This window comes from Halalkalibacter alkaliphilus, from assembly GCF_023555415.1.
GTDB classification, from domain to species: Bacteria; Bacillota; Bacilli; order Bacillales; family Bacillaceae_D; genus Halalkalibacter; species Halalkalibacter alkaliphilus.
In genome coordinates this window covers 70,628-92,122 of the sequence record NZ_JAKRYL010000016.1, presented here as the reverse complement: position 1 = coordinate 92,122, position 21,495 = coordinate 70,628, and the positions used below count along the sequence as shown (strand labels likewise).

The 21,495-nt window shown below is 39.1% G+C and carries 17 protein-coding genes; 16 read left to right on the top strand and 1 reads right to left on the bottom strand.

The features are described from left to right. The first annotated feature begins 23 nt into the window (after positions 1 to 23). From MF646_RS15530 to arfA, 11 genes are all read left to right on the top strand, one after another. Positions 24 to 1,049, top strand: a complete 1,026-nt coding sequence (locus MF646_RS15530) for a TAXI family TRAP transporter solute-binding subunit (RefSeq protein WP_250097426.1) — start codon at positions 24 to 26, stop codon at positions 1,047 to 1,049. A 103-nt stretch (positions 1,050 to 1,152) separates the two neighbouring features. Continuing rightward, positions 1,153 to 3,054: a TRAP transporter permease gene (locus MF646_RS15525; RefSeq protein ID WP_250097425.1), complete on the top strand. Its 1,902-nt coding sequence runs from the start codon at positions 1,153 to 1,155 to the stop codon at positions 3,052 to 3,054. 101 nt (positions 3,055 to 3,155) lie between these two features. Further along, positions 3,156 to 4,865 carry a SulP family inorganic anion transporter gene (locus tag MF646_RS15520; RefSeq protein WP_250097424.1) on the top strand — a complete coding sequence of 570 codons (1,710 nt, stop codon included), beginning with the start codon at positions 3,156 to 3,158 and terminating at the stop codon, positions 4,863 to 4,865. Positions 4,866 to 5,139: 274 nt separating this feature from the next. Beyond that, a complete protein-coding gene (locus MF646_RS15515; RefSeq protein WP_250097423.1) occupies positions 5,140 to 6,066 on the top strand; it encodes a LysR family transcriptional regulator in 927 nt (308 codons plus the stop codon). 281 nt (positions 6,067 to 6,347) lie between these two features. Then, positions 6,348 to 7,121: a hypothetical protein gene (locus MF646_RS15510; RefSeq protein ID WP_250097422.1), complete on the top strand. Its 774-nt coding sequence runs from the start codon at positions 6,348 to 6,350 to the stop codon at positions 7,119 to 7,121. Positions 7,122 to 7,449: 328 nt separating this feature from the next. Continuing rightward, positions 7,450 to 9,408, top strand: coding sequence for a TRAP transporter permease (locus MF646_RS15505; protein ID WP_250097421.1), 1,959 nt, complete (start codon positions 7,450 to 7,452; stop codon positions 9,406 to 9,408). Positions 9,409 to 9,427: 19 nt separating this feature from the next. Continuing rightward, positions 9,428 to 10,498 (top strand): TAXI family TRAP transporter solute-binding subunit, encoded by a 1,071-nt coding sequence (locus tag MF646_RS15500; protein WP_250097420.1) that lies wholly within the window; start codon positions 9,428 to 9,430, stop codon positions 10,496 to 10,498. A gap of 31 nt (positions 10,499 to 10,529) precedes the next feature. Next, positions 10,530 to 10,796, top strand: a complete 267-nt coding sequence (locus MF646_RS15495) for a hypothetical protein (RefSeq protein WP_250097419.1) — start codon at positions 10,530 to 10,532, stop codon at positions 10,794 to 10,796. Between the two features lie 35 nt (positions 10,797 to 10,831). Next, positions 10,832 to 11,926, top strand: a complete 1,095-nt coding sequence (locus tag MF646_RS15490) for an NAD(P)-dependent alcohol dehydrogenase (RefSeq protein WP_250097418.1) — start codon at positions 10,832 to 10,834, stop codon at positions 11,924 to 11,926. An 83-nt stretch (positions 11,927 to 12,009) separates the two neighbouring features. After that, positions 12,010 to 13,467 (top strand): aldehyde dehydrogenase family protein, encoded by a 1,458-nt coding sequence (locus MF646_RS15485; RefSeq protein ID WP_250097417.1) that lies wholly within the window; start codon positions 12,010 to 12,012, stop codon positions 13,465 to 13,467. 433 nt (positions 13,468 to 13,900) lie between these two features. Continuing rightward, positions 13,901 to 15,424, top strand: a complete 1,524-nt coding sequence (gene arfA / locus MF646_RS15480) for an arabinosylfuranosidase ArfA (protein ID WP_250097416.1) — start codon at positions 13,901 to 13,903, stop codon at positions 15,422 to 15,424. 254 nt (positions 15,425 to 15,678) lie between these two features. Here arfA and MF646_RS15475 read toward each other — a convergent pair whose 3' ends face one another. Then, positions 15,679 to 16,149 (bottom strand): peroxidase family protein, encoded by a 471-nt coding sequence (locus MF646_RS15475; protein ID WP_338035506.1) that lies wholly within the window; start codon positions 16,147 to 16,149, stop codon positions 15,679 to 15,681. A 195-nt stretch (positions 16,150 to 16,344) separates the two neighbouring features. On the opposite strand from MF646_RS15475, the gene MF646_RS15470 reads away from it, so the two are divergent. From MF646_RS15470 to MF646_RS15450, 5 genes are all read left to right on the top strand, one after another. Beyond that, positions 16,345 to 17,616, top strand: a complete 1,272-nt coding sequence (locus tag MF646_RS15470) for a Zn-dependent hydrolase (RefSeq protein WP_250097415.1) — start codon at positions 16,345 to 16,347, stop codon at positions 17,614 to 17,616. Between the two features lie 32 nt (positions 17,617 to 17,648). Further along, positions 17,649 to 18,395, top strand: coding sequence for an IclR family transcriptional regulator (locus MF646_RS15465; protein WP_250097459.1), 747 nt, complete (start codon positions 17,649 to 17,651; stop codon positions 18,393 to 18,395). A 166-nt stretch (positions 18,396 to 18,561) separates the two neighbouring features. Continuing rightward, on the top strand, positions 18,562 to 19,458 hold the full coding sequence (locus MF646_RS15460; protein WP_250097414.1) for a class II glutamine amidotransferase domain-containing protein: 897 nt from the start codon (positions 18,562 to 18,564) through the stop codon (positions 19,456 to 19,458). After that, the gene (locus MF646_RS15455) at positions 19,446 to 20,153 is read left to right on the top strand and encodes a GltB/FmdC/FwdC-like GXGXG domain-containing protein (RefSeq protein ID WP_250097413.1); all 708 of its coding nucleotides are present in this window, start codon (positions 19,446 to 19,448) and stop codon (positions 20,151 to 20,153) included. The genes MF646_RS15460 and MF646_RS15455 overlap by 13 nt, the downstream gene beginning before the upstream one ends. Then, the gene (locus tag MF646_RS15450; RefSeq protein ID WP_250097412.1) at positions 20,135 to 21,493 is read left to right on the top strand and encodes an FMN-binding glutamate synthase family protein; all 1,359 of its coding nucleotides are present in this window, start codon (positions 20,135 to 20,137) and stop codon (positions 21,491 to 21,493) included. Before MF646_RS15455 ends, MF646_RS15450 begins: the two co-directional genes overlap by 19 nt. Positions 21,494 to 21,495 lie beyond the last annotated feature (2 nt).

Sequence of the window (21,495 nt, the reverse complement as noted above, 5' to 3'; positions counted from 1 at the left end):
TAATCAATGAAGGAGATGATTGAATGAAACGTGCTTCAGTTGGAATATTTTCTCTCATATTTATTTCAGTTATGTTAGTTGCCTGCGGAGGTGGAGATTCAAGCCAACCAGCTACCAACGGAGAGGAAACAGAAGGTAGTTTCTCAGGGATTGTGCCTGTGTACACACCAGGTTCAGGTGGGATTAACTATATTATAAGTGCAGGTTTGGCTAATATAATAAATAACGAAAAAGTGCTGCCAGGAGCTTCTTTTGCCACTGAGGCAACAAATGGGACATCGGAAATTGTCCAGTATATGTCTGAACGTCATCAACAAGGTATGCCGGCATTTGGTGGTATTGGAGCATTAGGTGCTGACCAAGCATTTAATGGAGTTTTAGAACCAGTTCCAGGCGAACATGATTATTTAAGAGGAATCGGGTATTTGAGTTACAATGCGCTTCATTTAGTAGTACGTGAGAATTCTCCTATTCAGTCATTTGAAGATTTAGCAGGAAAACGAGTCGGTGTTGCTGCAATTGGTACACCTCCGACAGAATTACTAGAAGATTTAATGGAAGCTCATGGTGTGAGCAAAGACGATTATCAACCACTGCCGCTTAGCAGCTTTACAGAAATTCAAGAAGCAGTAGCTAACGGGAGTGTCGATGCAGGTTATTTAATGGGAGCTATTCCGGCACCGACTGTTAGAGAAATTACTCAAACAGAAAATGTACGAATTATTCCTGTTGATCCTTCCATCATGGAAACCTTTGAGTCTGAACATCCATATTATTCATCGGTAGATATACCAGCAGGTACGTACCCAGGACAAGATGAAGATATAACGATTGGGGCGTTTTACTCCATTTATATAACTCACGAACAGACAGATGATGAAATGGTTTATAAATTTTTAGAAACGATTATGAACAACACTGACGGTTTGAAAGACATTCATCCTACATTTGATATTGTACCGGAATCCGTCACAGAAGGTGTGACCATTCCATATCACCCAGGTGCATTAAAATACTTTGAAGATCATGGCATAGAGGTTCAACAATAAACTTCATGAACACATACAGCGAAAATAGGTGCCAAGAGCAGGAATTCTCTATCCGTACCTCTATATGAACTTCTGACAATGAAAGTGAGGAGTGTAGTCGATTATGTTACAGAAAATAATTACAAGGGCAGTAGTAATTCTCGCGTTTTTCTTGGCATTCTTTCACCTGTACGCTGGTGGAATTCAAATATTTCCTTCTATGCAGCAGAGGGGTGTTCATCTAGGCTTTGCCCTAGCACTCATCTTTTTAATCTACCCTTTTATGAAAAAGCAAAATAATGAAGGTAATATATCAACGAGAGGGAAAATAGCTTGGGTTACCGATATACTGTTGGCAGGTGCTTCAATCTTTATCGCGGGTTATATTTATATGCATTTTATTGATTTATCCATGGCATTTAGCTCTCCTACAATAACGATGTTAGTCGTTGGGATATTAAGTATTCTTTTAACGTTAGAAGCAGCAAGAAGGATTATAGGATGGGCTTTGCCAGTATTAGCTACACTATTTCTTGTATACGCTTTCGTAGGTGAGAAGTTACCTTTGCTATTTGCTCATTCTGGGTATAGCTTGCAGCGAATCATCACTCAAGTTGGTCTATCAAATGAAGGAGTATTTGGCATCCCGCTAGGTGTTTCGGCGACATATGTAGTGTTATTCGTCTTGTTCGGGTCATTTTTAGAGAAGTCAGGAGCAGGGAAGTTTTTTATCGATTTAGCCTTTTCTTTAGTAGGGCGTTTCAGAGGGGGAGCCGCTAAAGTTTCCATCGTCTCAAGTGCCCTATTTGGTTCCATTAGTGGGAGTCAAGTTGGAAATGTAGCGACAACTGGAATCTTAACTATTCCTTTAATGAAGCGCGGTGGGTATAAAGCTAAATATGCAGGGGCAGTTGAATCAGTCGCGTCAACAGGGGGAATGCTGTTACCGCCTGTCATGGGAGCAGTTGCCTTTTTAATGGCTGATTTTTTACAAGTAGAATATATTCAAGTTGCTTTAGCGGCCTTAATCCCCGCCTTGTTATATTTCATTGCCATCTTTATTATGGTAGATTTACGAGCTGCTCGCATGGGAGAAAATAGTGAAGATCACTATAAGGTTCCAAACTTAAAAGAAATGATAGTTACGAAAGGACACTTAATCCTTCCGCTGTTAGTGTTAGTGTTTTTATTAATCGGACCTCAACTGCCACCTCCTGAAGCAGCATTTTGGGGTATCGTTTCTGTACCTCTTGTCTGCTTATTACGGAAAGAAACAAGAATGAGCTTCTATGATATGAAAGAAGCAATTGTGCAGGGCATGAAGCTATCGCTAGTTGTAGCATCAGCTTGCGCTTGCGCAGGTATTGTCATCGGTGTTATTAACATGACGGGAATGGGATTAAGGTTTTCTGGAATATTAATTGAACTTTCTGGAGGCCATTTATTTGTATTGCTTCTTTTAACTATGGTGGCATCGATTATCATGGGTATGGGCTTGCCACCGGTAGCATCCTATATTATTTTGGCGGTATTAGCAGCACCAGCTATCACACAGTTAGGCGTTCCTAGTATGGCGGCTCATATGTTTATTTTCTATTATGGCGTTCTATCAGGTATTACGCCTCCAGTTGCAATTGCAGCATATGCGGCAAGTGGAATTGCAAAAACAAATCCAATGTCGACATCAATCACAGCTTGTAGATTAGCAGCCGTTGCCTTTATTGTTCCGTTTATGTTTGTCTATGGTCCAGCACTTATTTTCCAAGGCACTGTCGTAACGATCTTACTGGCATCGGTTACAGCGTTGATTGGAATTTATGCATTAGCTGTTGCTTTAGAAGGGTATTTAAAGCAACCAGTCTTATTAATTTCACGGTCGATGCTGTTTTTAGGGGCGGTTCTTTTGATTAATGTGGGCATTCTGTTTGATATTATCGGCTTTGTTCTAATTGTGGCTACATTGCTGTATGAACTAAAGGTTAGAAAGTTTGTTGGGGTACCAAATTTGAGTGCAAAAGAAATGTAAGTGAAAAGTAAAATGCCGTCTCCCTCCTTTGAGGAAGACGGTGTCTTTTGTTCACGAACATGGTCTAAGTTATAGAATAAAACAAAGAAAGGAATAGGATTATGAGTCCCGAAAAATATTCTATATTAGGTCTTTCATATAATCAGCATTCCTTTAAACGTGATTTGATAGCAGGTTTGACCATTTTTGTTATGCTCGTCCCTCAAGGGATGGCATATGCGATGCTCGCAGGACTGCCTCCAGTTATGGGATTATATGCTTCTACGATTCCATTAATCATTTATGCTTTGTTAGCTTCATCCAGACATTTATCTGTTGGTCCTGTTGCCATCACTTCATTGCTTGTGTTTTCGAGTGTTTCGGTGGTTGCCGAACCAGGCTCAAAAGAGTATATTTCCTATGTATTGATACTAGCCATCATGGTTGGGGTGATTCAATTTATACTAGGAATGTCTAAAGCTGGTTTTATCGTAAAATTTATTCCCCATTCGGTTATGAATGGATATACTTCTGCAGCAGCTATTGTGATTGGTCTAAGTCAGTTGAAACATTTACTAGGAATTGAGGCAGGGAATTATTTGCAAATTCATGTATTGTTTAGGGAGATCTTTCAACATCTATCAGATGTTCACCTCCTAACCGTAGGAATAGGGATTGGTAGTATGTTAGGACTTGCTTTCCTAAAAAAAATAAATCCCAAAATCCCAGGTGCCTTACTTATTGTCATACTATCAATTGCAATGGTGTATGTATTTGGACTACATCAATCTGGAGTACAAATCGTTGGAGACGTCCCACAAGGATTTCCGACCATCGAATTGCCACCTCTTTCAATCGAGGTCATGCAGCTATTATTCCCAATGGCCCTAACGATCTCACTTATTGCTTTCATGGAGTCATTAGCAATTGCTAAGGCTATTGCAAACAAAGAAAAGTATAGAATTAATCCGAATCGGGAGTTAAGAGCTTTAGGCCTTGCTAATATTGTTGGGGCTTGTTTTCATTCATTTCCGGTTAATGGAAGTTTTTCTAGAACCGCAGTCAATTATCAAGCTGGCGGTGTAACACAAGTGGCTTCTATGATCACAGCGATGTTAGTAATGGTTACTTTATTTTTCTTTACCTCCTTTTTTTACTACTTACCCAATGCCATTCTAGCTGCCATTATAATGGTCGCCGTTTACAAATTAATTGACTTGAAAGAAATGAGACATCTTTTTCGAGTAAAACCGTTTGAAGGGTGGATCTGGGTCACGACGTTTTTCGTCACATTATTTGTTGGCATTCAGTGGGGAATTATTATTGGAGCTGCTTTTACATTGATTTTATTTGTGAAGCGGAGTGCACGGCCTAATATTGTTGAATTAGGCTATGTTAAAAAAGAAAATGCTTTTCGTGACACGAATAGATATCCTAAAGCCAGAACAATAGAAAACGTATTGTTAATTCGTGTTGATTCATCGCTACATTTTGCAAATATTGCTTTTTTTGAAGAGAAAATAAAAGCTTTTCTTAAAAGAAAACCGATAGCAAAGTGGATCATCGTTGATATGGCAGGAGTGAATGATATGGACACGGTGTCAGTTGGCACATTAGAAGAATTGATCGTTTCCTATCGAAAAGAATACGGTGTAACCTTTGTCTTTGCCAATATGAAAGGGGCTATCCGGGATACCGTCAAGAAAGCAGGGTGGACCAAAAAGTATAAAGACGAAATCAAATACCCGACGATTGAACAAGTAGTAAAGGAAAAAGGATTTGACTATCATACAGAAGAGTTGATAGTCGCCACATTGGATTATCAAATTTAGGGGAGGGGGAAGAACTTGTTGTAGTAAATCTATTAAATAAGGATGGTTCTATTCGTATTTTTTTAGATGAAGCCCGAGAACCATCCTAATTCCTTCCATAAAATATAAATCCTTACCTCTATTATCTTCACAAAACAAAACATCCTTCCGTTATCTTTAGTGAGCTAATCCCAGTAAGTCTTTCCTAAGTTTGTTTCCCAAACTAATGATTGTAATTCAAGAAGGAATTTCTGCTATACATTCCGAATTATTCTCTGTTTATATGATAATTCATATGTACTACATGAAAGGGAGTTGGAGAACGATTAACATTGAAAGTTTAAGAATGTTTTGTTTAGTCGTAGATGAAAAGAGTATTAGTAAAGCCGCGCAAACTAGTTTTGTTTCACAACCAAGTGTGACACGACAAATTCGTGCAATAGAAGACTTTTATGGTTTGCCCTTATTTGAAAGAAAGGAAAATAAGTTGACGGTTACTGAAGCAGGACGAAAGTTGTATCCTATTGCAAAGTCTATTATTAATCAATTTAATTCATCGATTGAAACAATGAAACGAATGAATGAGGAAAATCAATTTACGTTGCCTGTTGGCGCTTCTTTGCGAGTGGGTGAGTACATTATGCCTAAATTACTCGGTGAATTTAAAAAGAAGTATCCTGAAGCACAGTTATCTTTAAAAATAGGTGATACAAAGAAAATAATCGATTGCCTATCACAAGATCTCTTTCAAATTGCAATTGTAGAAGGCGAATTTGACCATAAGGGGTTTCAGACAGAGGTGTTAATGGAAGATGAGCTTATTTTAATTGTAGGACCAGAGCATCCTTGGCGACAAAGAGAAATGATTGATTTTCCTGAGGTAGTAAATGAACAAATTGTTAGAAGAATTGCCAATTCGGAATTTAGAGTCCGAGTAGAAAAAGAGTTAAAAAAACACAATTTACTTGAGAAAATTTCAAGTTATATCGAGCTTGAAACAACTCAAGCGATTAAGACGGCAGTGGAATATGGTCTAGGCATATCTTTTGTCTCACGAATGGCTGTAGAAAAGGAATTAGAGACAGGGAGGATAATAGAAGTGAAAATAAACAATGTGAAGATTACCAGACCTATTCACATTGTATTAAAGGAACACCGCTTTTCTCATTTAGGTACAGAAAAATTTGTTGAGATGGTAAAAGAAATGCCACGATACAACTAGTCTTCAAATGTATTTACTAGTATAGAAAAAGTGTATACCCTATACATTTTTCGGAGTCTAAAATCTATTGTCTTCAACGAAAAAAAGTGTCAGAATATAGAAAAGATTTAAATAGTAGAAATAGTGCAAACCTACTATTTAAATGTGTTAGCGAGCGGTTTCGATCAAAAATGAAAGCGTTTGCTAACCTTGGTTCTTTTGATCACGTATAATGATTTTTTGCCAACTTTTATCCAAAAAGGAAGAAAGTTTAGACTATTACAAGAAAGGGTGTTTTGGAAATGACTGTTGCTGTTGAATTACCAAAGTTACAAAAGCTATCTGATCAGGAATTAATGGCTTGGACACCAAAAGAATTTGTGGAGAAAATAATTGGAAAGTCAGAAATGTTTGCAGAAATCTTTTTTCATAAGGAACATTGGGAAACATTTGAGCTTGATGAACAAACCCGTAAAGATAATTTGGTTGAATTTTGTGCTAGGTTAGCGTGGCGAGAATTTTATAATGGGGTGCATCCACCTTCAAAACAAATTGTGATGTTAGAAAAAAATCCTGAAGATATAGGGATTCGTATTCGTTTAGCTCAACAAATTATTGATGAAGTACAGCACCAACGTACATGGGGGCGCTGGTGTAAGCATTATGGTGGAAGTCCGAGACTACAAGATTACGACGTTAGTCCAGAAGTTATTAAACAATTCCAACTGACTAATGACTACGATGATCCTGCAGAAATCGCCGTGAACCTGCAACTGACTGGTGAGCCTATTTTGGTCTATCTATTTGGCTTTGGAACACTTAAACCGGATGAAAGCATCACATATAGCTTATTACCAACTGAACTACTTAAAGATATTGAAAAGAGTGTGGTTGCTGATGAACCGAGGCATATTGCCGTAGGGAAAGAGATTATGAAAAAATATTGTGGCGATGCCAAGAAACGTCGTAACATTTTAGAACTTCAATGCACACGTCTTGAAAATACGATTAAGATCATGATGAAAGATTTAGAGCTTCTAGGAGCTAAGAGAGTTGGTCAACTACCAATTATTTAATCAAGCGAACTGTATTGGGGATTCGCTTCCGATCCCCAGTACATTTTCATAATCATCACTGGTGGCTAGAAGAATATTAGGAAGGTTGATTAAGGAAGAGCAAAATGTAATGACATATGGAATGTAACTTAGTGAGTTCGTAATAATGAGGAAGTTTTGTTAGGTGTAAAAAAATAAGGTGAACGTTATAGTCTCTAAGAGTAACAGGGGGATAAGGGCTAGACCGCTAAAGGCTAGTGAAATTCTAACTTAGATCCCTTCTTAGTCTATCACCCTAAATTCTTCTCTTATATAAGTCCATATATTTGTTAATAAAGGAGTGTCATATGTGGAGAAAAGCAACGAGTTGGTGTCAAAGTTTAGGGAGTTAAAAGGGTGGCAGGCATCCCTCTGGAGTATGTTATTAATCCTGATCCCCCTATCCGGTGTTTTATTCATTTTGTCCTTTTTTGACTTCTTTGGCATATCGATCATGAAACAACAATATGCAGGATGGTTTATGGGGTTAGTTCTTGCAGCTGTTTTTCTTGGTATACCTGCAACGAAGCGATCTTCTAGAACGGTCATTCCATGGTATGACTGGTGTATGTCTGGTATGGGACTTTACGGTGGAATGTATATCGCTATTTTTTATCCTACCATTCTTTATCAATTTTCGGTCATTACTCCGTCTCGCATCCTTTTAAGTGGAGTCGTCATCTTATTAATTCTAGAAGCATTAAGAAGAATGTTTGGCTTGTCCTTAGTCGTCATTGTCGCAGCATTTTTAAGTTATGGATTTGTGGCCCCGTATATGCCAGGAGCATTTAAGGGACAAGGGACATCGTATGATCAATTACTAAACTATTTATATCTAGATGCTAATAGTTTGTTAGACCTTTTATATTTAGCGGCCACGATGGCTTTTGCGTTTATTCTTTTTGGTCAAACGTTACTTAATTTAAAAGGTGGAGATATCTTTAATGACATCGCCGTTTCTCTATTCGGGCGTTTTAGGGGAGGTCCTGCCAAAGCTTCTGTTGTTGGGTCTGCTTCGGTAGGGAGTATTACAGGAAATCCAGTTGCCAATGTGTTGTTAACAGGCAGCATGACCATCCCTCTCATGAAGCGAAGTGGTTATAGCAGTTCTCAATCAGCGGCGATTGAATCGGTGGCTTCAACCGGGGGCACGCTTACTCCTCCTATTATGGGAATTGTCGCTTTTATGATGGCTGAGAACTTAGGGGTATCTTATCAAGTCATCATACTAGCAGCCATTGTACCTGCCCTAATGTATTATGTTTCTTTATTCATTCAAGTAGATTTAAAAGCTGGTCAGAACAATATTAAAAAAATTCCACGGGAAGACTTGCCAGATCGAGCGACAGTGTTAAAAAAGGCGTGGTTGATTGTACCTATCTTTGTGTTTTTAGTATACGTCCTATTTGTGCAAGGGCGCTCACCAGCAACAGCAGGAGTCTATGCATCTGGAATAGCGGTTATTGTTTTAAGTTTGCAAAAACAAATACGGCGGGATATCTTCCGTAGGATCATAGGTATTTTTAAAGATACAGGAAAAACAATGTTAGAAATTGGTGTCATTTTAGCAGCAGCGGGATTGATTGTAGGGGTTATTGCCATCACCGGACTTGGATTCAATCTTGTTCAAGTCATAACCAACTTCGGGCAATACGGTTTATTTGCCTTGTTAGTTGCTAGTGCGATTGTTTGTATCGTCTTGGGGATGGGGATGCCAGCTGTTGCGGCTTATGCAATCGTAGCCGTGTTGGTTGTACCAGCATTAGTAGAATTAGGTGTAGCACCGATTGCAGCTCATTTCTTTGTGTTCTTCTTTGCAACGATGTCTAACATTACCCCACCTATTGCGTTAGCATGTTTTGCTGCAGCGCCTATTGCAAAAGAGAGTCCACATAAGATTGGATTTGAAGCAACGAAGTTAGGGATTATGGGGTATATCATTCCGTTTGTATTTGTCTACAACTCTAGTATTTTATTAAGTACGTCTCAAGAAGTGAATACAGCGAGTGTACTTTCTGCGATAGTATTAACCACTCTTGCTGTCTGTATTTTGTCAGTAGCTGTCGCTGGATATTTATTTGATCATTTAACTTGGCCAAAGCGAGTGTTATTAATTTTATCAGCGTCTTTTATACTACTGCCTGAATTAGGATTAGGGTTAAATCTAGCTGGGTGTATTATCGCATCTGTCGTATTCATACTAGAGTACGTAAAAAGAAAAGCGAACCAAAAGGCTCTGGTTGTTAATAATAAAGCGCAAATAAATTAAGAAGGTAGGTAGGTTGATCATGAATAAAATAGCCAGGTCTCTTTCAAGAAAGTTAACAATGGCTCTATTACTTGGTGTCGGTGCAATCGCCTTAACAGCATGTGGAGGAAGCAATTCAACTACTGGTGAAACAGATAACTCTAATCTAAGTGTTGCCACGAATCCTTCTGGTTTGTTTTTTAATAGTGTTGGGTCAGCGATTGCAAGTGTAGTAAGCGATGGTTCCTCGGTAAATATGACAGTCCGTCCTTATGTAGGGGCAACTCAGTGGCTACCTTTACTAAATGAGAACCAAGTGAATTTTGGCGTATCGGAAGAACCAAATGTTTATTGGGCTGTTAATGGAGAGGGGATGTTTAATGAAGCGTATCAGAATGTAAGGTCAATTGCTTCGGTAGGGAGGCTTAATATGAGTGGTTACACAGTAAGGAAAGATTCAGGTATAGAGAAATTAAGTGATTTAAAAGGGAAACGAATCGCAGCAGGGTACAACGGAGAATGGATTATTCAATACTTATTGGAAGCTCAACTCGCCTCTGTTGGTTTAACAAGTGATGACGTTACGTTAGTTACAATTGCTGATAACAATGCCGGAATGGATGCATTGAGAGAGGGAAGAGTAGACGCTGTCTTTACAGGAAACCCATCACAAGGGGCATTTCTAGAAATGGATAATGCAATTGGAATAAAAGCTTTAAATTATGCAGATGTCACTCCTGGTGAGTTAGATCAAAAGAAAGATGAACTGGTAAAACAAATGCAAGAATTTGTTCCTTCTCTTGAACCGGTCGTGGTTAACGGAGGAATTATTAAGGAAGATACGGTTATTTATCGGTTTGGTGTGACACTAGTTAGCTCTACACATGTATCTGAAGAAGCCGTTTATGACATCACCAAAACGTTATGGGAACAACACGCGGAATTAACGAAAATATTTGGTTGGTTTGAAGGTCTAACGCCAGAGGATATGTTCAATCCGGTTCCTTCTGCTCCTTATCATGATGGGGCTATCAAATATTTTAAAGAAGAAGGGATTTGGACGGATGAAGCCGAGCAACATCATCAAAAGCTTATAAACTCTTTTGAATAAAAACAATTGAAAGCGATTAAAGGAGGCCCATATGTTTGATTTTGAAATGTGGAGTACAGAAGTATTCGAGTTAATTGATGAAATTGAGAAACGCGAAGCGAACCATGAAGATGTCACCATGTATAAAGTGCAGTTGCATGAATTGTGGAACGAGTTGTTCCAGCAGGACAATGATATGTTTGTACAATTCTTAAAAGACGTTTTAGAACAAACAAAGGGAGTCTTAAACGGTGAAAGTGATCAATCTCATTTAAATAAATTGGTGGATGAAATGCGGGAGAGGGTATTAAAGCCTTAGTCCAATTTCAGTCTCTCTAGAAAGGAAGTGGTAGGATGTTAACAAAAGCGGCTGTTACATTAGCAAAGGGAGAACCGTTTCACCTTACAGACATTCAAATAGGTGATCCGAAATGTGGTGAAGTGCTTGTGAAAATAGCAGGTACAGGGATATGCCATACCGATTTGGTTGTAAGGGATGCACAATTTCCGGTTACATTCCCTATCGTTTTAGGGCATGAAGGATCTGGTATTGTTGAGAAAGTTGGTCAAGGTGTCACTAGCGTTCAACCTGGGGATCATGTTGTACTTACTTTTAGCTCATGTGGAACGTGTAAGAATTGTCAGAACGGACAGTCCTATGCATGTGTAAACTTTTTTCACCTGAATTTTGGTGGCAACATGAGCGATGGTACAAAACGTTTGTCAATCGGAGATAAGGACATCTCAAGTTTCTTTGGTCAGTCCAGTTTCTCTCATTATGCGATAGCCTCTGAAAGAAACATCGTAAAGGTTTCAAAAGATGTTCCAATTGAGTTACTAGGGCCCCTTGGCTGTGGCATCCAAACGGGTTGTGGAGCCGTGATCAATAAATTGAAGCCTGAGCCGGGTTCGAGCATGGTTGTATTTGGTTGTGGATCAGTTGGATTAAGTGCGATCATGGCTGGGAAAGTCGTTGGCTGTACGACTATTATTGCTGTTGATATTCACGATAGTCGCCTAAAACTAGCACAAGAGCTAGGGGCTACTTATACTTACAATTCTTCTGTGAGTGATAGTTTAGTAGAGATTCAAAAAATTACTAATCTTGGGGCGAATTATTCTTTAGAGACGAGTGGAAGACCTGAGGTTCTACGCCAGGCTGTGGATTGCTTAGCATCTTTAGGAACATGTGCTGTAATCGGAGTTCCTCCTATTGGAACCGAAGTCAGTCTAGATATTAAAACGATCAGACAAGAACGTACGATAACAGGTGTTGTGGAAGGAAGCTCGCAACCTCAAGTTTTCATTCCACAAATGATTGAGTTATATAAACAAGGAAAATTACCATTTGATAAGTTAATTTCCTTCTATAAATTAGAAGAAATAAATCAGGCGACTGAAGATGCTAAAAATGGCACCGCGATAAAACCTGTAATTACATTTCAGTAAAATGACAGTTTAGAACCAATGCTGCACTTACGCTTATTTAGCGAAAAGGGTGCAGCAACTATTAAAAAGGGGTGAGTATCTAAGTGAATTACTCTGAATGGTCTCGTTGTCCTATTGCAGGTGAATGGAGTGAGGGTTCAAGTACTAGTATCCTTTCTGTTTTAAATCCATATACGGATGAGGAACTCGTGCAAATAAAAATGGCGACTAAACAAGATGTTCATGCTGCATACATAGAAGCGGCTCGTGTACAAAAAGAATGGTCGAAAACAAATCCATATGAGAAAGAAAAGATTCTTAAAAAAGCGGCACAATTAATGGAAGAAAGAAGAGAACAGATCGTAGACTTATTAATAAAAGAAGGAGGAGCAACAAGAATCAAAGCAAATAGTGAAGTATCTGCCTCGATTACGTTAGTGAATGAAGCAGCTAGCTTTCCTTTTCAAATGGAAACTCGCACCTTTCCTTCGGTGGTTCCTGGAAAAACAAATGTAGTATTAAAGGAGCCTTTAGGGGTTGTTAGTATTATTACTCCGTGGAACTTTCCGTTGTCCCTGACGATTCGCTCGTTAGCACCAGCTATCGCAACAGGAAATGGAGTAGTGATCAAGCCATCTTTAGATACTCCTATTACAGGGGGACTGTTTCTTGCAAAGGTATTTGAGGAAGCTGGGGTTCCTAAAGGTTTAGTAAGTGTCATCGTGGCTTCTAGTAAAGATATAGGAAATTCGTTTATTGACCATCCGATTCCAGAAATCATTTCATTTACAGGATCAACTGAAATAGGAAGAAAAGTAGGCGAAATTGCCGGATATAATCTAAAGAAAGTTTCTCTTGAATTAGGAGGCAATAATGCATGCATCGTTCTTGATGATGCGGATCTTGAACAAGCAACCACAGCTTCTATTTTCGGAAAATTCCTACACCAAGGCCAGATTTGTATGGCGATAAACCGAATTATCGTTGTGGAAAGTGTGTATCAAGACTTTGTAGACAGATTCGTAGAAAAAGCATCTAAATTAAAGGCGAGTGATCCGTCTGATGCAGATACGGTGATAGGCCCGTTAATTAATAACAAGCAAGTTGATACGATTAAAGCTTTACTAAATAAAGGTATAGAAGAAGGAGCGACAGTTGCTCTTGAAGGGAAGATCGTTGGAAAAGTTGTGGAACCATTTGTCTTATCAGATGTATCGAATACGATGGAAATCGCCCAAAGCGAGATCTTTGGTCCTATCGCTCTTATTATTCCTGTTAAAGATGAAAAAGAGGCAATTAAAGTGGCCAATGATTCTCAATATGGGTTAAGTGGTGCTGTTTTCTCATCATCACCAGATAGAGCGCTTAATGTTGCAAAACAAATTAAAACGGGAATGATTCATATTAATGATCAATCAGTGAATAATGAACCAATGGTTCCTTTCGGTGGAGAGAAGAATTCAGGAATAGGGAGACACGGTGGAGAGTGGGCGGTTGAAGAGTTTACGACTGTAAAATGGATATCAAACCAAGAGACTCCAAGAGTGTATCCGTTTGGGTAAAAAAAGCGTGTTAACTAAATAAAAAAAGGTGTGTGCTTGTCATTTTGATTGCTTAAACAAAGTGGCAGGCATTTTTTTATGGTCTCCACAGACAGGGGAGCAAGGGGGCTTTGTATTTTACGTTAAGAGAGACGGTAACATCAATAACTTAGTTAGTACGATGTACAAACTAAGTTTTTTGATGTTATAATAGTTTCATAGAGGAACTTTAATAATTGGAGGGGTTATGTTTATTTATTTAGAAATTAATCCCATAGACAAAAGGGAAAACACTGATTATCAACAAATATTTACTAGAGACATTTGTGAATGTTTCTGTAAAATTATAGCGACCTTACCAACACAAAAATGTGCTGAATAGTTATCCGTTTTCAGCGCATTTTTTTCACTTAGCAATAGAAGTGGCAAGTACTGGAGAAAGGATTGAGGGAAAATGAGCAGAGTATTATCGAAGGCAAAAATGGTGATCGATAAAGATTTTGTAATTTCCAAAATTGATAAGCGCATCTACGGTTCATTTATTGAACATCTCGGACGTGCTGTTTATGGTGGGATTTATGAACCAGGGCATCCAAGTGCTGATGAACAAGGATTCAGACAAGATGTCATTGATTTAGTGAAAGAGTTACAAGTATCAATTGTTAGATATCCTGGTGGAAACATGGTGTCTGCTTATAATTGGGAAGATGGTATTGGCCCAAAAGAGGAACGCCCACATAGACTTGAATTGGCTTGGCGTGTAATTGAAACGAACCAAGTTGGGACCAATGAATTTATAGATTGGGCAAAGAAAGCAAATGCAGAAGTAATGATGGCAGTTAACCTAGGAACTAGAGGTATAGATGCTGCTAGAAATCTAGTGGAATATACGAATCATGCTGGTGGTACAGCATGGAGTGAACTACGAAAACAACATGGATATGAGAAACCCCATAATATAAAAACATGGTGTCTTGGAAATGAAATGGATGGGCCATGGCAAATTGGGCAAAAGACGGCCGTTGAATATGGTCGGCTAGCAGCAGAAACAGCAAAAGCAATGCGTTTAGTAGACCCCACAATAGAATTGGTAAGTTGTGGAAGTTCTGGATCGGGGATGCCTACCTTCCCAGAGTGGGAGGCAATAACATTAGATCATACCTATGAATATAGCGATTATATATCTTTGCATAAATATTATGGTAATCGAAATAATGATACAGCCAATTTTCTAGCTAGCCCAATGGAAATGGAAAGTTTTATTCAAACGGTTATTTCGACTTGTGATTATATAAAAGCAAAAAAGCGGAGTAAGAAAACCATTAATTTAAGTTTTGATGAGTGGAATGTCTGGTTTCATTCCAATGAGCAAGATAAAAAAATAGAACCGTGGTCAATTGCACCGCCTCAATTAGAAGACGTATATACATTTGAGGATGCTCTTCTTGTCGGGAGTATGTTAAATACAATGATTCGCCATTCAGATCGTATAAAGATTGCAGCAATGGCGCAATTAGTTAATGTCATTGCTCCAATCATGACAGAGAATGGTGGAGGAGCATGGAAGCAAACGATTTTCTATCCTTTTTATTACACTTCTGTTTATGGTAGAGGGGTGGCACTTAAGCCATTAATTCACTCACCTAAATATGACAGCACTGACTTTACTGATGTCCCTTATTTAGATTCATCTGTCGTATATAATGAAGAAAAAGATGAAGTTGTTATTTTTGCGACAAACCGTCATATGGAAAATACATTACAAGTGGATATTGATGCTCGTTCATTTGAAGGGTATGAAGTAAAAGAACATGTAGTATTACAGAATGATGATCCAAAGGCAACCAATACATTAGGGAAGGAAGAAGTAAAACCACATAATAAGGGAGAATCATATATGGAAAGTGGTAAGGTAGTTGGTATTTTGCCGAAATTATCGTGGAATATGATTCGATTAACTAATAACAAATACAAATGATGGAAGTCGTCTATTAATACACTTCGCTTTCCGCGGGCGACTCGAATTGGTGAACAGCACTGTGCCAACACTCATAAATGTCGTTTCGACAGAAAGATAAGGAGTTTGGACAGTAAATGGACCAGTTCCGACAGTGAAATTTTCCACTTCCGACAGAATAATAGTCAAGTTGGCTAGAAAGATAGCGTGCGACTACTATTAATCTACCATAAGAAAACCGCCGTCACTAAACTGACGGCGGTTTTTCCTTACACTTAATTGCTCGTTAGTTCAGCTTTCTTAAGCTTGAGATCAAACCGATCTGCGTTCATGACCTTCACCCAAGCAGCGATAAAGTCATTGACAAATTTCCCTTTGTTATCGTCTTGAGCATAAACTTCTGCGATGGCACGTAATACAGAATTCGATCCGAATACAAGATCCACTCTCGTTGCTGTACGTACGACTTCACCTGACTTACGGTCGCGACCTTCAAATACGTCGCCATCCACAGGTTTCCATTCTACACCCATGTCAAGCAAGTTCACAAAGAAGTCGTTAGACAGTGTGCCTACACGATCCGTGAATACGCCGTGTTCAGTACCAGCGTGGTTTGTACCTAGAACACGCATACCACCAATCAGTGCAGTCATTTCTGGTGCAGTAAGGCCAAGTAGTTGAGCTATTTGTGAAAGGGTTTTTGTGTAATCAGTAAGCAAATCGGTGATGAGAATTAGGTAGGGAATGGTTAGCCTTTTACTTTTGCTTTAATCAAGTTGAAGTTATCTTTCAAGTTAGAAAGTGGTAGTTCACTGTCACATTACATCACATAAAAACTTCATTTCTCTCAAAATATGGTTATTATTTATTTGTAATAGGAAACAAATGTGAGAGGATTCTAACTATCATCATTCATTGTTAGAAAGGAGCCGTGCATTTAAATGAATTTGACCAATTACCGCATTAATACAGAGAGGTTACACAAAACGATAAAAGAACTAGCAACATTCGGGAAGAACGAAAAAGGAGGTTTGGACCGAACGACTTTTACGAAAGCGGAGTTAGCTGCAAGGGAATGGTTAAAAGAATCTTTAATCAACATGAATCTTCAAGTAAAAGTAGATGAGGCAGCAAATATTTGGGCTAGAAGAGAAGGGAAAGCTAGCCAATTACCTGCCATTACGTTCGGATCTCATATTGATACCGTCCCAAATGGAGGGCAGTATGACGGGGCTCTTGGTGTGTTAATAGCTCTAGAAGTGATGAAAGTCTTAGAAGAGAACAAGATTACTACGTACCATCCGTTTGAACTTGTTTCGTTTAGTGCCGAAGAGCCGAACCCTTTTGGGCTTTCTACTTTTGGAAGTCGTGCGATAACAGGAAGGTTGAAAAAAAAAGATATTGAACAAGTAATAGATTCAAATGGAAATGTGCTAACAGAGGCTCTAACACGTGCAGGAGGAGACCCGGACGCGTTCGAGAGTGCCGTGCGAAGTCCAAATGAGATTGGAGCTTACTTAGAAGTACATATTGAACAAGGGAAACGGTTATTGAATAAGCACATTCCGGTCGGGGTAGTGACAGCTATTACAGGAATCTATCGTGAAGAAGTGACCGTATTAGGAGAAGCAAATCATGCGGGAACAACGTTGATGGAAGATCGAAAAGATTCTTTAACAGCAGCGTCTGAAATGGTTTTGGCATTAGAAAGAGTTTGTTCTCGTTATCCCGAAAACGAAGTCGTTGGAACGATAGGAAAAATGAACGTTTCTCCTAACTCAGCCAATATCATACCGGCAGAAGTTTCTTTCACTCTAGAAATTCGAGGGAAAACAAAAGAGGAAATCAAAGAAGTGCTTTCTCTGTGGGAAGATGAAGTTAATGAAATTCAACTGAAGCGTAAGATCGGCCTTCAGCGCTCTGTTCTACTTGATCAAGCCCCAGCACCGATGTCTCAGCTTCTGATCGAACAAACGGAGAAAGTTACTAAAGAGTTAGGATATGAATCTCTTTTGCTAGGGAGTATGGCCGGGCATGATGCAACTCATATGGCCTCTATTACAAATAGCGGCATGATCTTTGTTCCGAGTGTTGATGGGAAAAGTCATTGTCCGGAAGAGTTTAGTACGATAGAGGATATTGAAAAAGTTGCCAATGTCTTCTTAAATACCCTTTTGGCCATAGACCAAAAATTGATAACTGAAAATTCATAGTATTTGATATGGGAGGGGTCATTTTGGCTGAGGTGATTAGAAAGACCATTTCTATTTTAACGGCTATTAAGCCTACTGAAGACAAAGAGGAATGGAGTGTTACAGAAATTAGCCGAAAGCTAAATATGCCTTTACAAACCGTTTACCGGCTATTAGGTTGCTTAACTGATGTAGGATTTGTGGTTCGAGATCGTGAGACCAAAAAATATAAATTGGGATTATCCATCATGGAATTAGGTTTATCCATTAGAGATAATCTCTCTGTCCGGAATACAGCTTTACCCATTATGGAGAAATTAGCATCTCAAACAAAAGAAAGTGTGTACTTAACGGTTCCAGAAGGACATGATGGAATTTTTATTGACTGCATTGATTCACCACAGTTATTAAAAATTACAGAACCTATTGGAATGCGAAGACCACTATGTGTTGCTGCATCCAAAAAGGTGATTCTTGCTTTTTTTCAGACGAAAAAACGGCAGAAGGTAATTAATAAATTAGATAAATTGGGGCTCGTTTCTAGTAAAGAAGATTTACTAAAAGAATTAGAAATTATTCAGAGCCAAGGGTTTGCTATATCTCATGGGGAAACTACAGAAGGAACGGTGAGTGTAGCTGCTCCCATTTTCTCGTGGGAAAATGAAGTCGTCGGTTCGATCAGTGTAGCTGGCCCTGAGCATCGATTTGTTGGTACTAGATTGCATGAATTTATTAAATTAACAACGAGAGCGTCCTGTGATGTCTCAGAGGAACTCGGTTGGCTCGAACAATATAATTAGTAGCTATGAACATGGGAATATCAAGAAAACGGAAAAAACAAGAGAAAATCTAACAAATAAAGATAACTTTTTCTCACATGATGAGGTAAATAACTGAAAAGTGGGAATAGTCAGTGCTAGACTAAACTTAGAAGAATCATAAAAAATTTGGATGAGGTGGATGAATATGTGTGGAATTGGAGGACTCATTTACAAAAATTCAGTACATGAGAAAAAGACTGGTGAAATAGTAGTTAAGATGCTTGAAAGTCTATGTAGAAGAGGCCCAGATTCAACTGGTGTCGCTCTCTTACATCCAAAAGCAGATAACACGTTATACATTGATGTGAACTACGACAAACCAGGAAATGGTGAGAAGATTATCAATCTATTAACTGAGTATGTGACGATTGAACAGGCTTCTGACCATGGAAGTTATGTAAGAGCCATCGTAAAAGATGTAGAGGACGAAGCTGAACTGATTCTAGCAATAAATAATATTGATCACGATGTATCTGTGGCAAGTTACGGTGATCAATTGGAAGTACTGAAATTTTTAGGAGGAGCTGAAAACCTTGAAGCACAGTTTAAAATTTCAGATTATGACGGTCAAGTAGCGATTGGGCATACAAGAATGGCGACAGAAAGCAAGGTAGATATTTCTCATTCTCAACCATTGTCCTGTCACACAGGGAAAGATTTAACGATTATCCATAACGGACATATTACAAATTATATAAAACTACGCAGCAAATATGAGAAACAAGGATATACATTCATAACTGGAAATGATTCTGAAGTGATTGCTGTTTACTTAGTAGATAAAATCAAATCTGGTTTAAATTTGAAAGAAGCCATGGAGAAGTCATTAGAGGACCTGGATGGGTCGTTCAGTTACATTGCGATTACTCCAAATCAAGTTGGTTTAGCGAAAGAGCCATTTGGTATGAAGCCAATGGTCATTGCCGAAACAGATGACTTTGTTGCCTTCGCTTCGGAAAGTATGGCCATTACAAATGGATTTGGGAAAAATTTAAGTGTGTTTGAGCCTGGCTCAGAGGAGGTTATGATATGGAATCTGTAAAAGAAGCTGTTGTTATTGATTGCGAAGTTACACCGTTACAAGAAATTAATGAGCAAATTGCTATAGCGGCAAAACAGGGTGTAAAGGAAGTTATTATAGAAAATCCACAAGCTCGTCATAATCTTGGTGTAGGGATCACAGACCCGATCAACTTGGTGTATAAAGGCGATGTTGGCTATTATGCTGTAAGTCTCTGTGATTATGTAACAGCGAAGGTTGAAGGCAATGCTGGTTGGGCAATCGGAGAAAATCTTATGCATGGTGAGATTATTGTAGAAGGGAATGCAGCATCCTCCACAGCAGCATCGATGCGTGGCGGTACAGTCGTTGTCAAAGGAAGTGTCGGTGCTAGAGCAGGAATTGGTCTAAAAGGTGGAACGCTAATTGTAGGTGGAAATGTTGGTTACATGACAGGTTTTATGATGCAAAAAGGAAAAATGATTATCTGTGGAAATGCAGGAAAAGCACTAGGGGATTCCATGTACGCTGGCGAGATCTACGTCGCAGGTGAGATCGCAGAATTAGGAAATGGTACGGAAATTGTTGAGCTTTCTGATGAAGAATATATGGAAATTAAAACGCTACTTGAAAACTACGGGATGGAGGCTCCTCCGACATTTAAGAAAATCGTTTGTAACGGAATGCTTCATAACTTTAATAAAAAGGAGTTTGGCGTATGGAAAACAATATTATAAGAAAAAGCAAAGTGTGGAGTTCGGAAAAGATAGAAGAAATACAAGAAAAAGCAGAACTTGGTCGCTACCGAATCCGAGGTCAAGCAACAAAGCGTCTTGATTTACCCTCTTTTGATGATTTGGTCTTCACCCCAGCTGGTCTTTCACGTGTTGCATTAGAAGGATACCGAGAAAAATGTGACACAAGAGTCGTAATTGGGGAAGGCAAGGTAAAACGTCCACTTGTACTTGATACACCGATAATGGTAGCTGGGATGAGTTTTGGAGCGATTAACTCCAATGCCAAAAAGGCGTTAGGTATCGCAGCAACACGCGCTGGCATCAGTACTTGTACTGGTGACGGGGGGATGCATCCGGTTGAACGAGAAGCCTCTGAAAAGTTAGTCTATCAATTGCTTCCAAGTCGTTACGGATTAAATCCTTATGATTTAAAGCGGGCAGACGCCGTTGAAATTGTTGTAAGCCAAGGAGCGAAACCAGGTACAGGTGGTACATTACTTGGACAAAAGGTGTCCGAAGAAGTAGCGAATATGCGTGATCTCCCTCTTGGAGTTGACCAAAGAAGTCCTTGTCGCCATCCTGACTGGATGGGTCCAGATGACCTAGGTGTGAAAATTGACCAAGTCCGGATAGCGACAAATTACGAAGTACCTATCTTCATTAAAGTAGGGGCAGGAAGAGTCTATGATGATGTGAAACTAGCTGCAAAAGCAGGAGCTGATGCGATTGTTATTGACGGAATGGAAGGGGGCACAGCTGCTTCTCCAGAAATCCAATTAGATCATACAGGAATTCCAACAGTGGCTGCTGTCGTTGAAGCGGCAGAAGCGTTGCATGAAATTGGTATGAAAGACGAAGTGAAGTTAATCATTGGAGGAGGGATTGCAAACGGAGCTGATGCAGCAAAAGCCATCGCACTAGGAGCGGATGTCGTTTATATTGGAACCGCCATGCTAGTTGCCCTTAACTGTAATAAGTCTCTTTATGTGGAAGATTACAAAGAGCTTGGAACGATTCCCTCTGCTTGTCACCACTGTCATACAGGGAAATGTCCAGTTGGAATTGCTACACAAGATCCTGAATTAATGAAGCGTTTAGATCCAGAAGAAGCGGCCGATCGTGCGGAAAACTACATCAATTCCATCACGATGGAAATGCAAATTTTCGCTCGTTCATGTGGGAAAAGCAAGGTTGGAGATCTAGATCCAACAGATTTACGCTCTTTGACAATGAATACATCTATGATCACAGGAGTTCCGATCGTTGGGATGGGTAGCCGCAAACCTTACTGGGCGAAATATGATCATTCAACTGAGTCAAAGGAATTAGTGACAAAGTAAAA

Bases quoted from the DNA above. Each gene is read 5' to 3' on its own strand.
- MF646_RS15500 (WP_250097420.1), top strand. From the start codon at position 9,428: ATGAATAAAATAGCCAGGTCTCTTTCAAGAAAGTTAACAATGGCTCTA.
- arfA (WP_250097416.1), top strand. From the start codon at position 13,901: ATGAGCAGAGTATTATCGAAGGCAAAAATGGTGATCGATAAAGATTTT.
- MF646_RS15450 (WP_250097412.1), top strand. From the start codon at position 20,135: ATGGAAAACAATATTATAAGAAAAAGCAAAGTGTGGAGTTCGGAAAAG.
- MF646_RS15520 (WP_250097424.1), top strand. From the start codon at position 3,156: ATGAGTCCCGAAAAATATTCTATATTAGGTCTTTCATATAATCAGCAT.
- MF646_RS15515 (WP_250097423.1), top strand. From the start codon at position 5,140: ATGTACTACATGAAAGGGAGTTGGAGAACGATTAACATTGAAAGTTTA.
- MF646_RS15460 (WP_250097414.1), top strand. From the start codon at position 18,562: ATGTGTGGAATTGGAGGACTCATTTACAAAAATTCAGTACATGAGAAA.
- MF646_RS15530 (WP_250097426.1), top strand. From the start codon at position 24: ATGAAACGTGCTTCAGTTGGAATATTTTCTCTCATATTTATTTCAGTT.
- MF646_RS15510 (WP_250097422.1), top strand. From the start codon at position 6,348: ATGACTGTTGCTGTTGAATTACCAAAGTTACAAAAGCTATCTGATCAG.
- MF646_RS15525 (WP_250097425.1), top strand. From the start codon at position 1,153: ATGTTACAGAAAATAATTACAAGGGCAGTAGTAATTCTCGCGTTTTTC.
- MF646_RS15495 (WP_250097419.1), top strand. From the start codon at position 10,530: ATGTTTGATTTTGAAATGTGGAGTACAGAAGTATTCGAGTTAATTGAT.
- MF646_RS15470 (WP_250097415.1), top strand. From the start codon at position 16,345: ATGAATTTGACCAATTACCGCATTAATACAGAGAGGTTACACAAAACG.
- MF646_RS15455 (WP_250097413.1), top strand. From the start codon at position 19,446: ATGGAATCTGTAAAAGAAGCTGTTGTTATTGATTGCGAAGTTACACCG.
- MF646_RS15490 (WP_250097418.1), top strand. From the start codon at position 10,832: ATGTTAACAAAAGCGGCTGTTACATTAGCAAAGGGAGAACCGTTTCAC.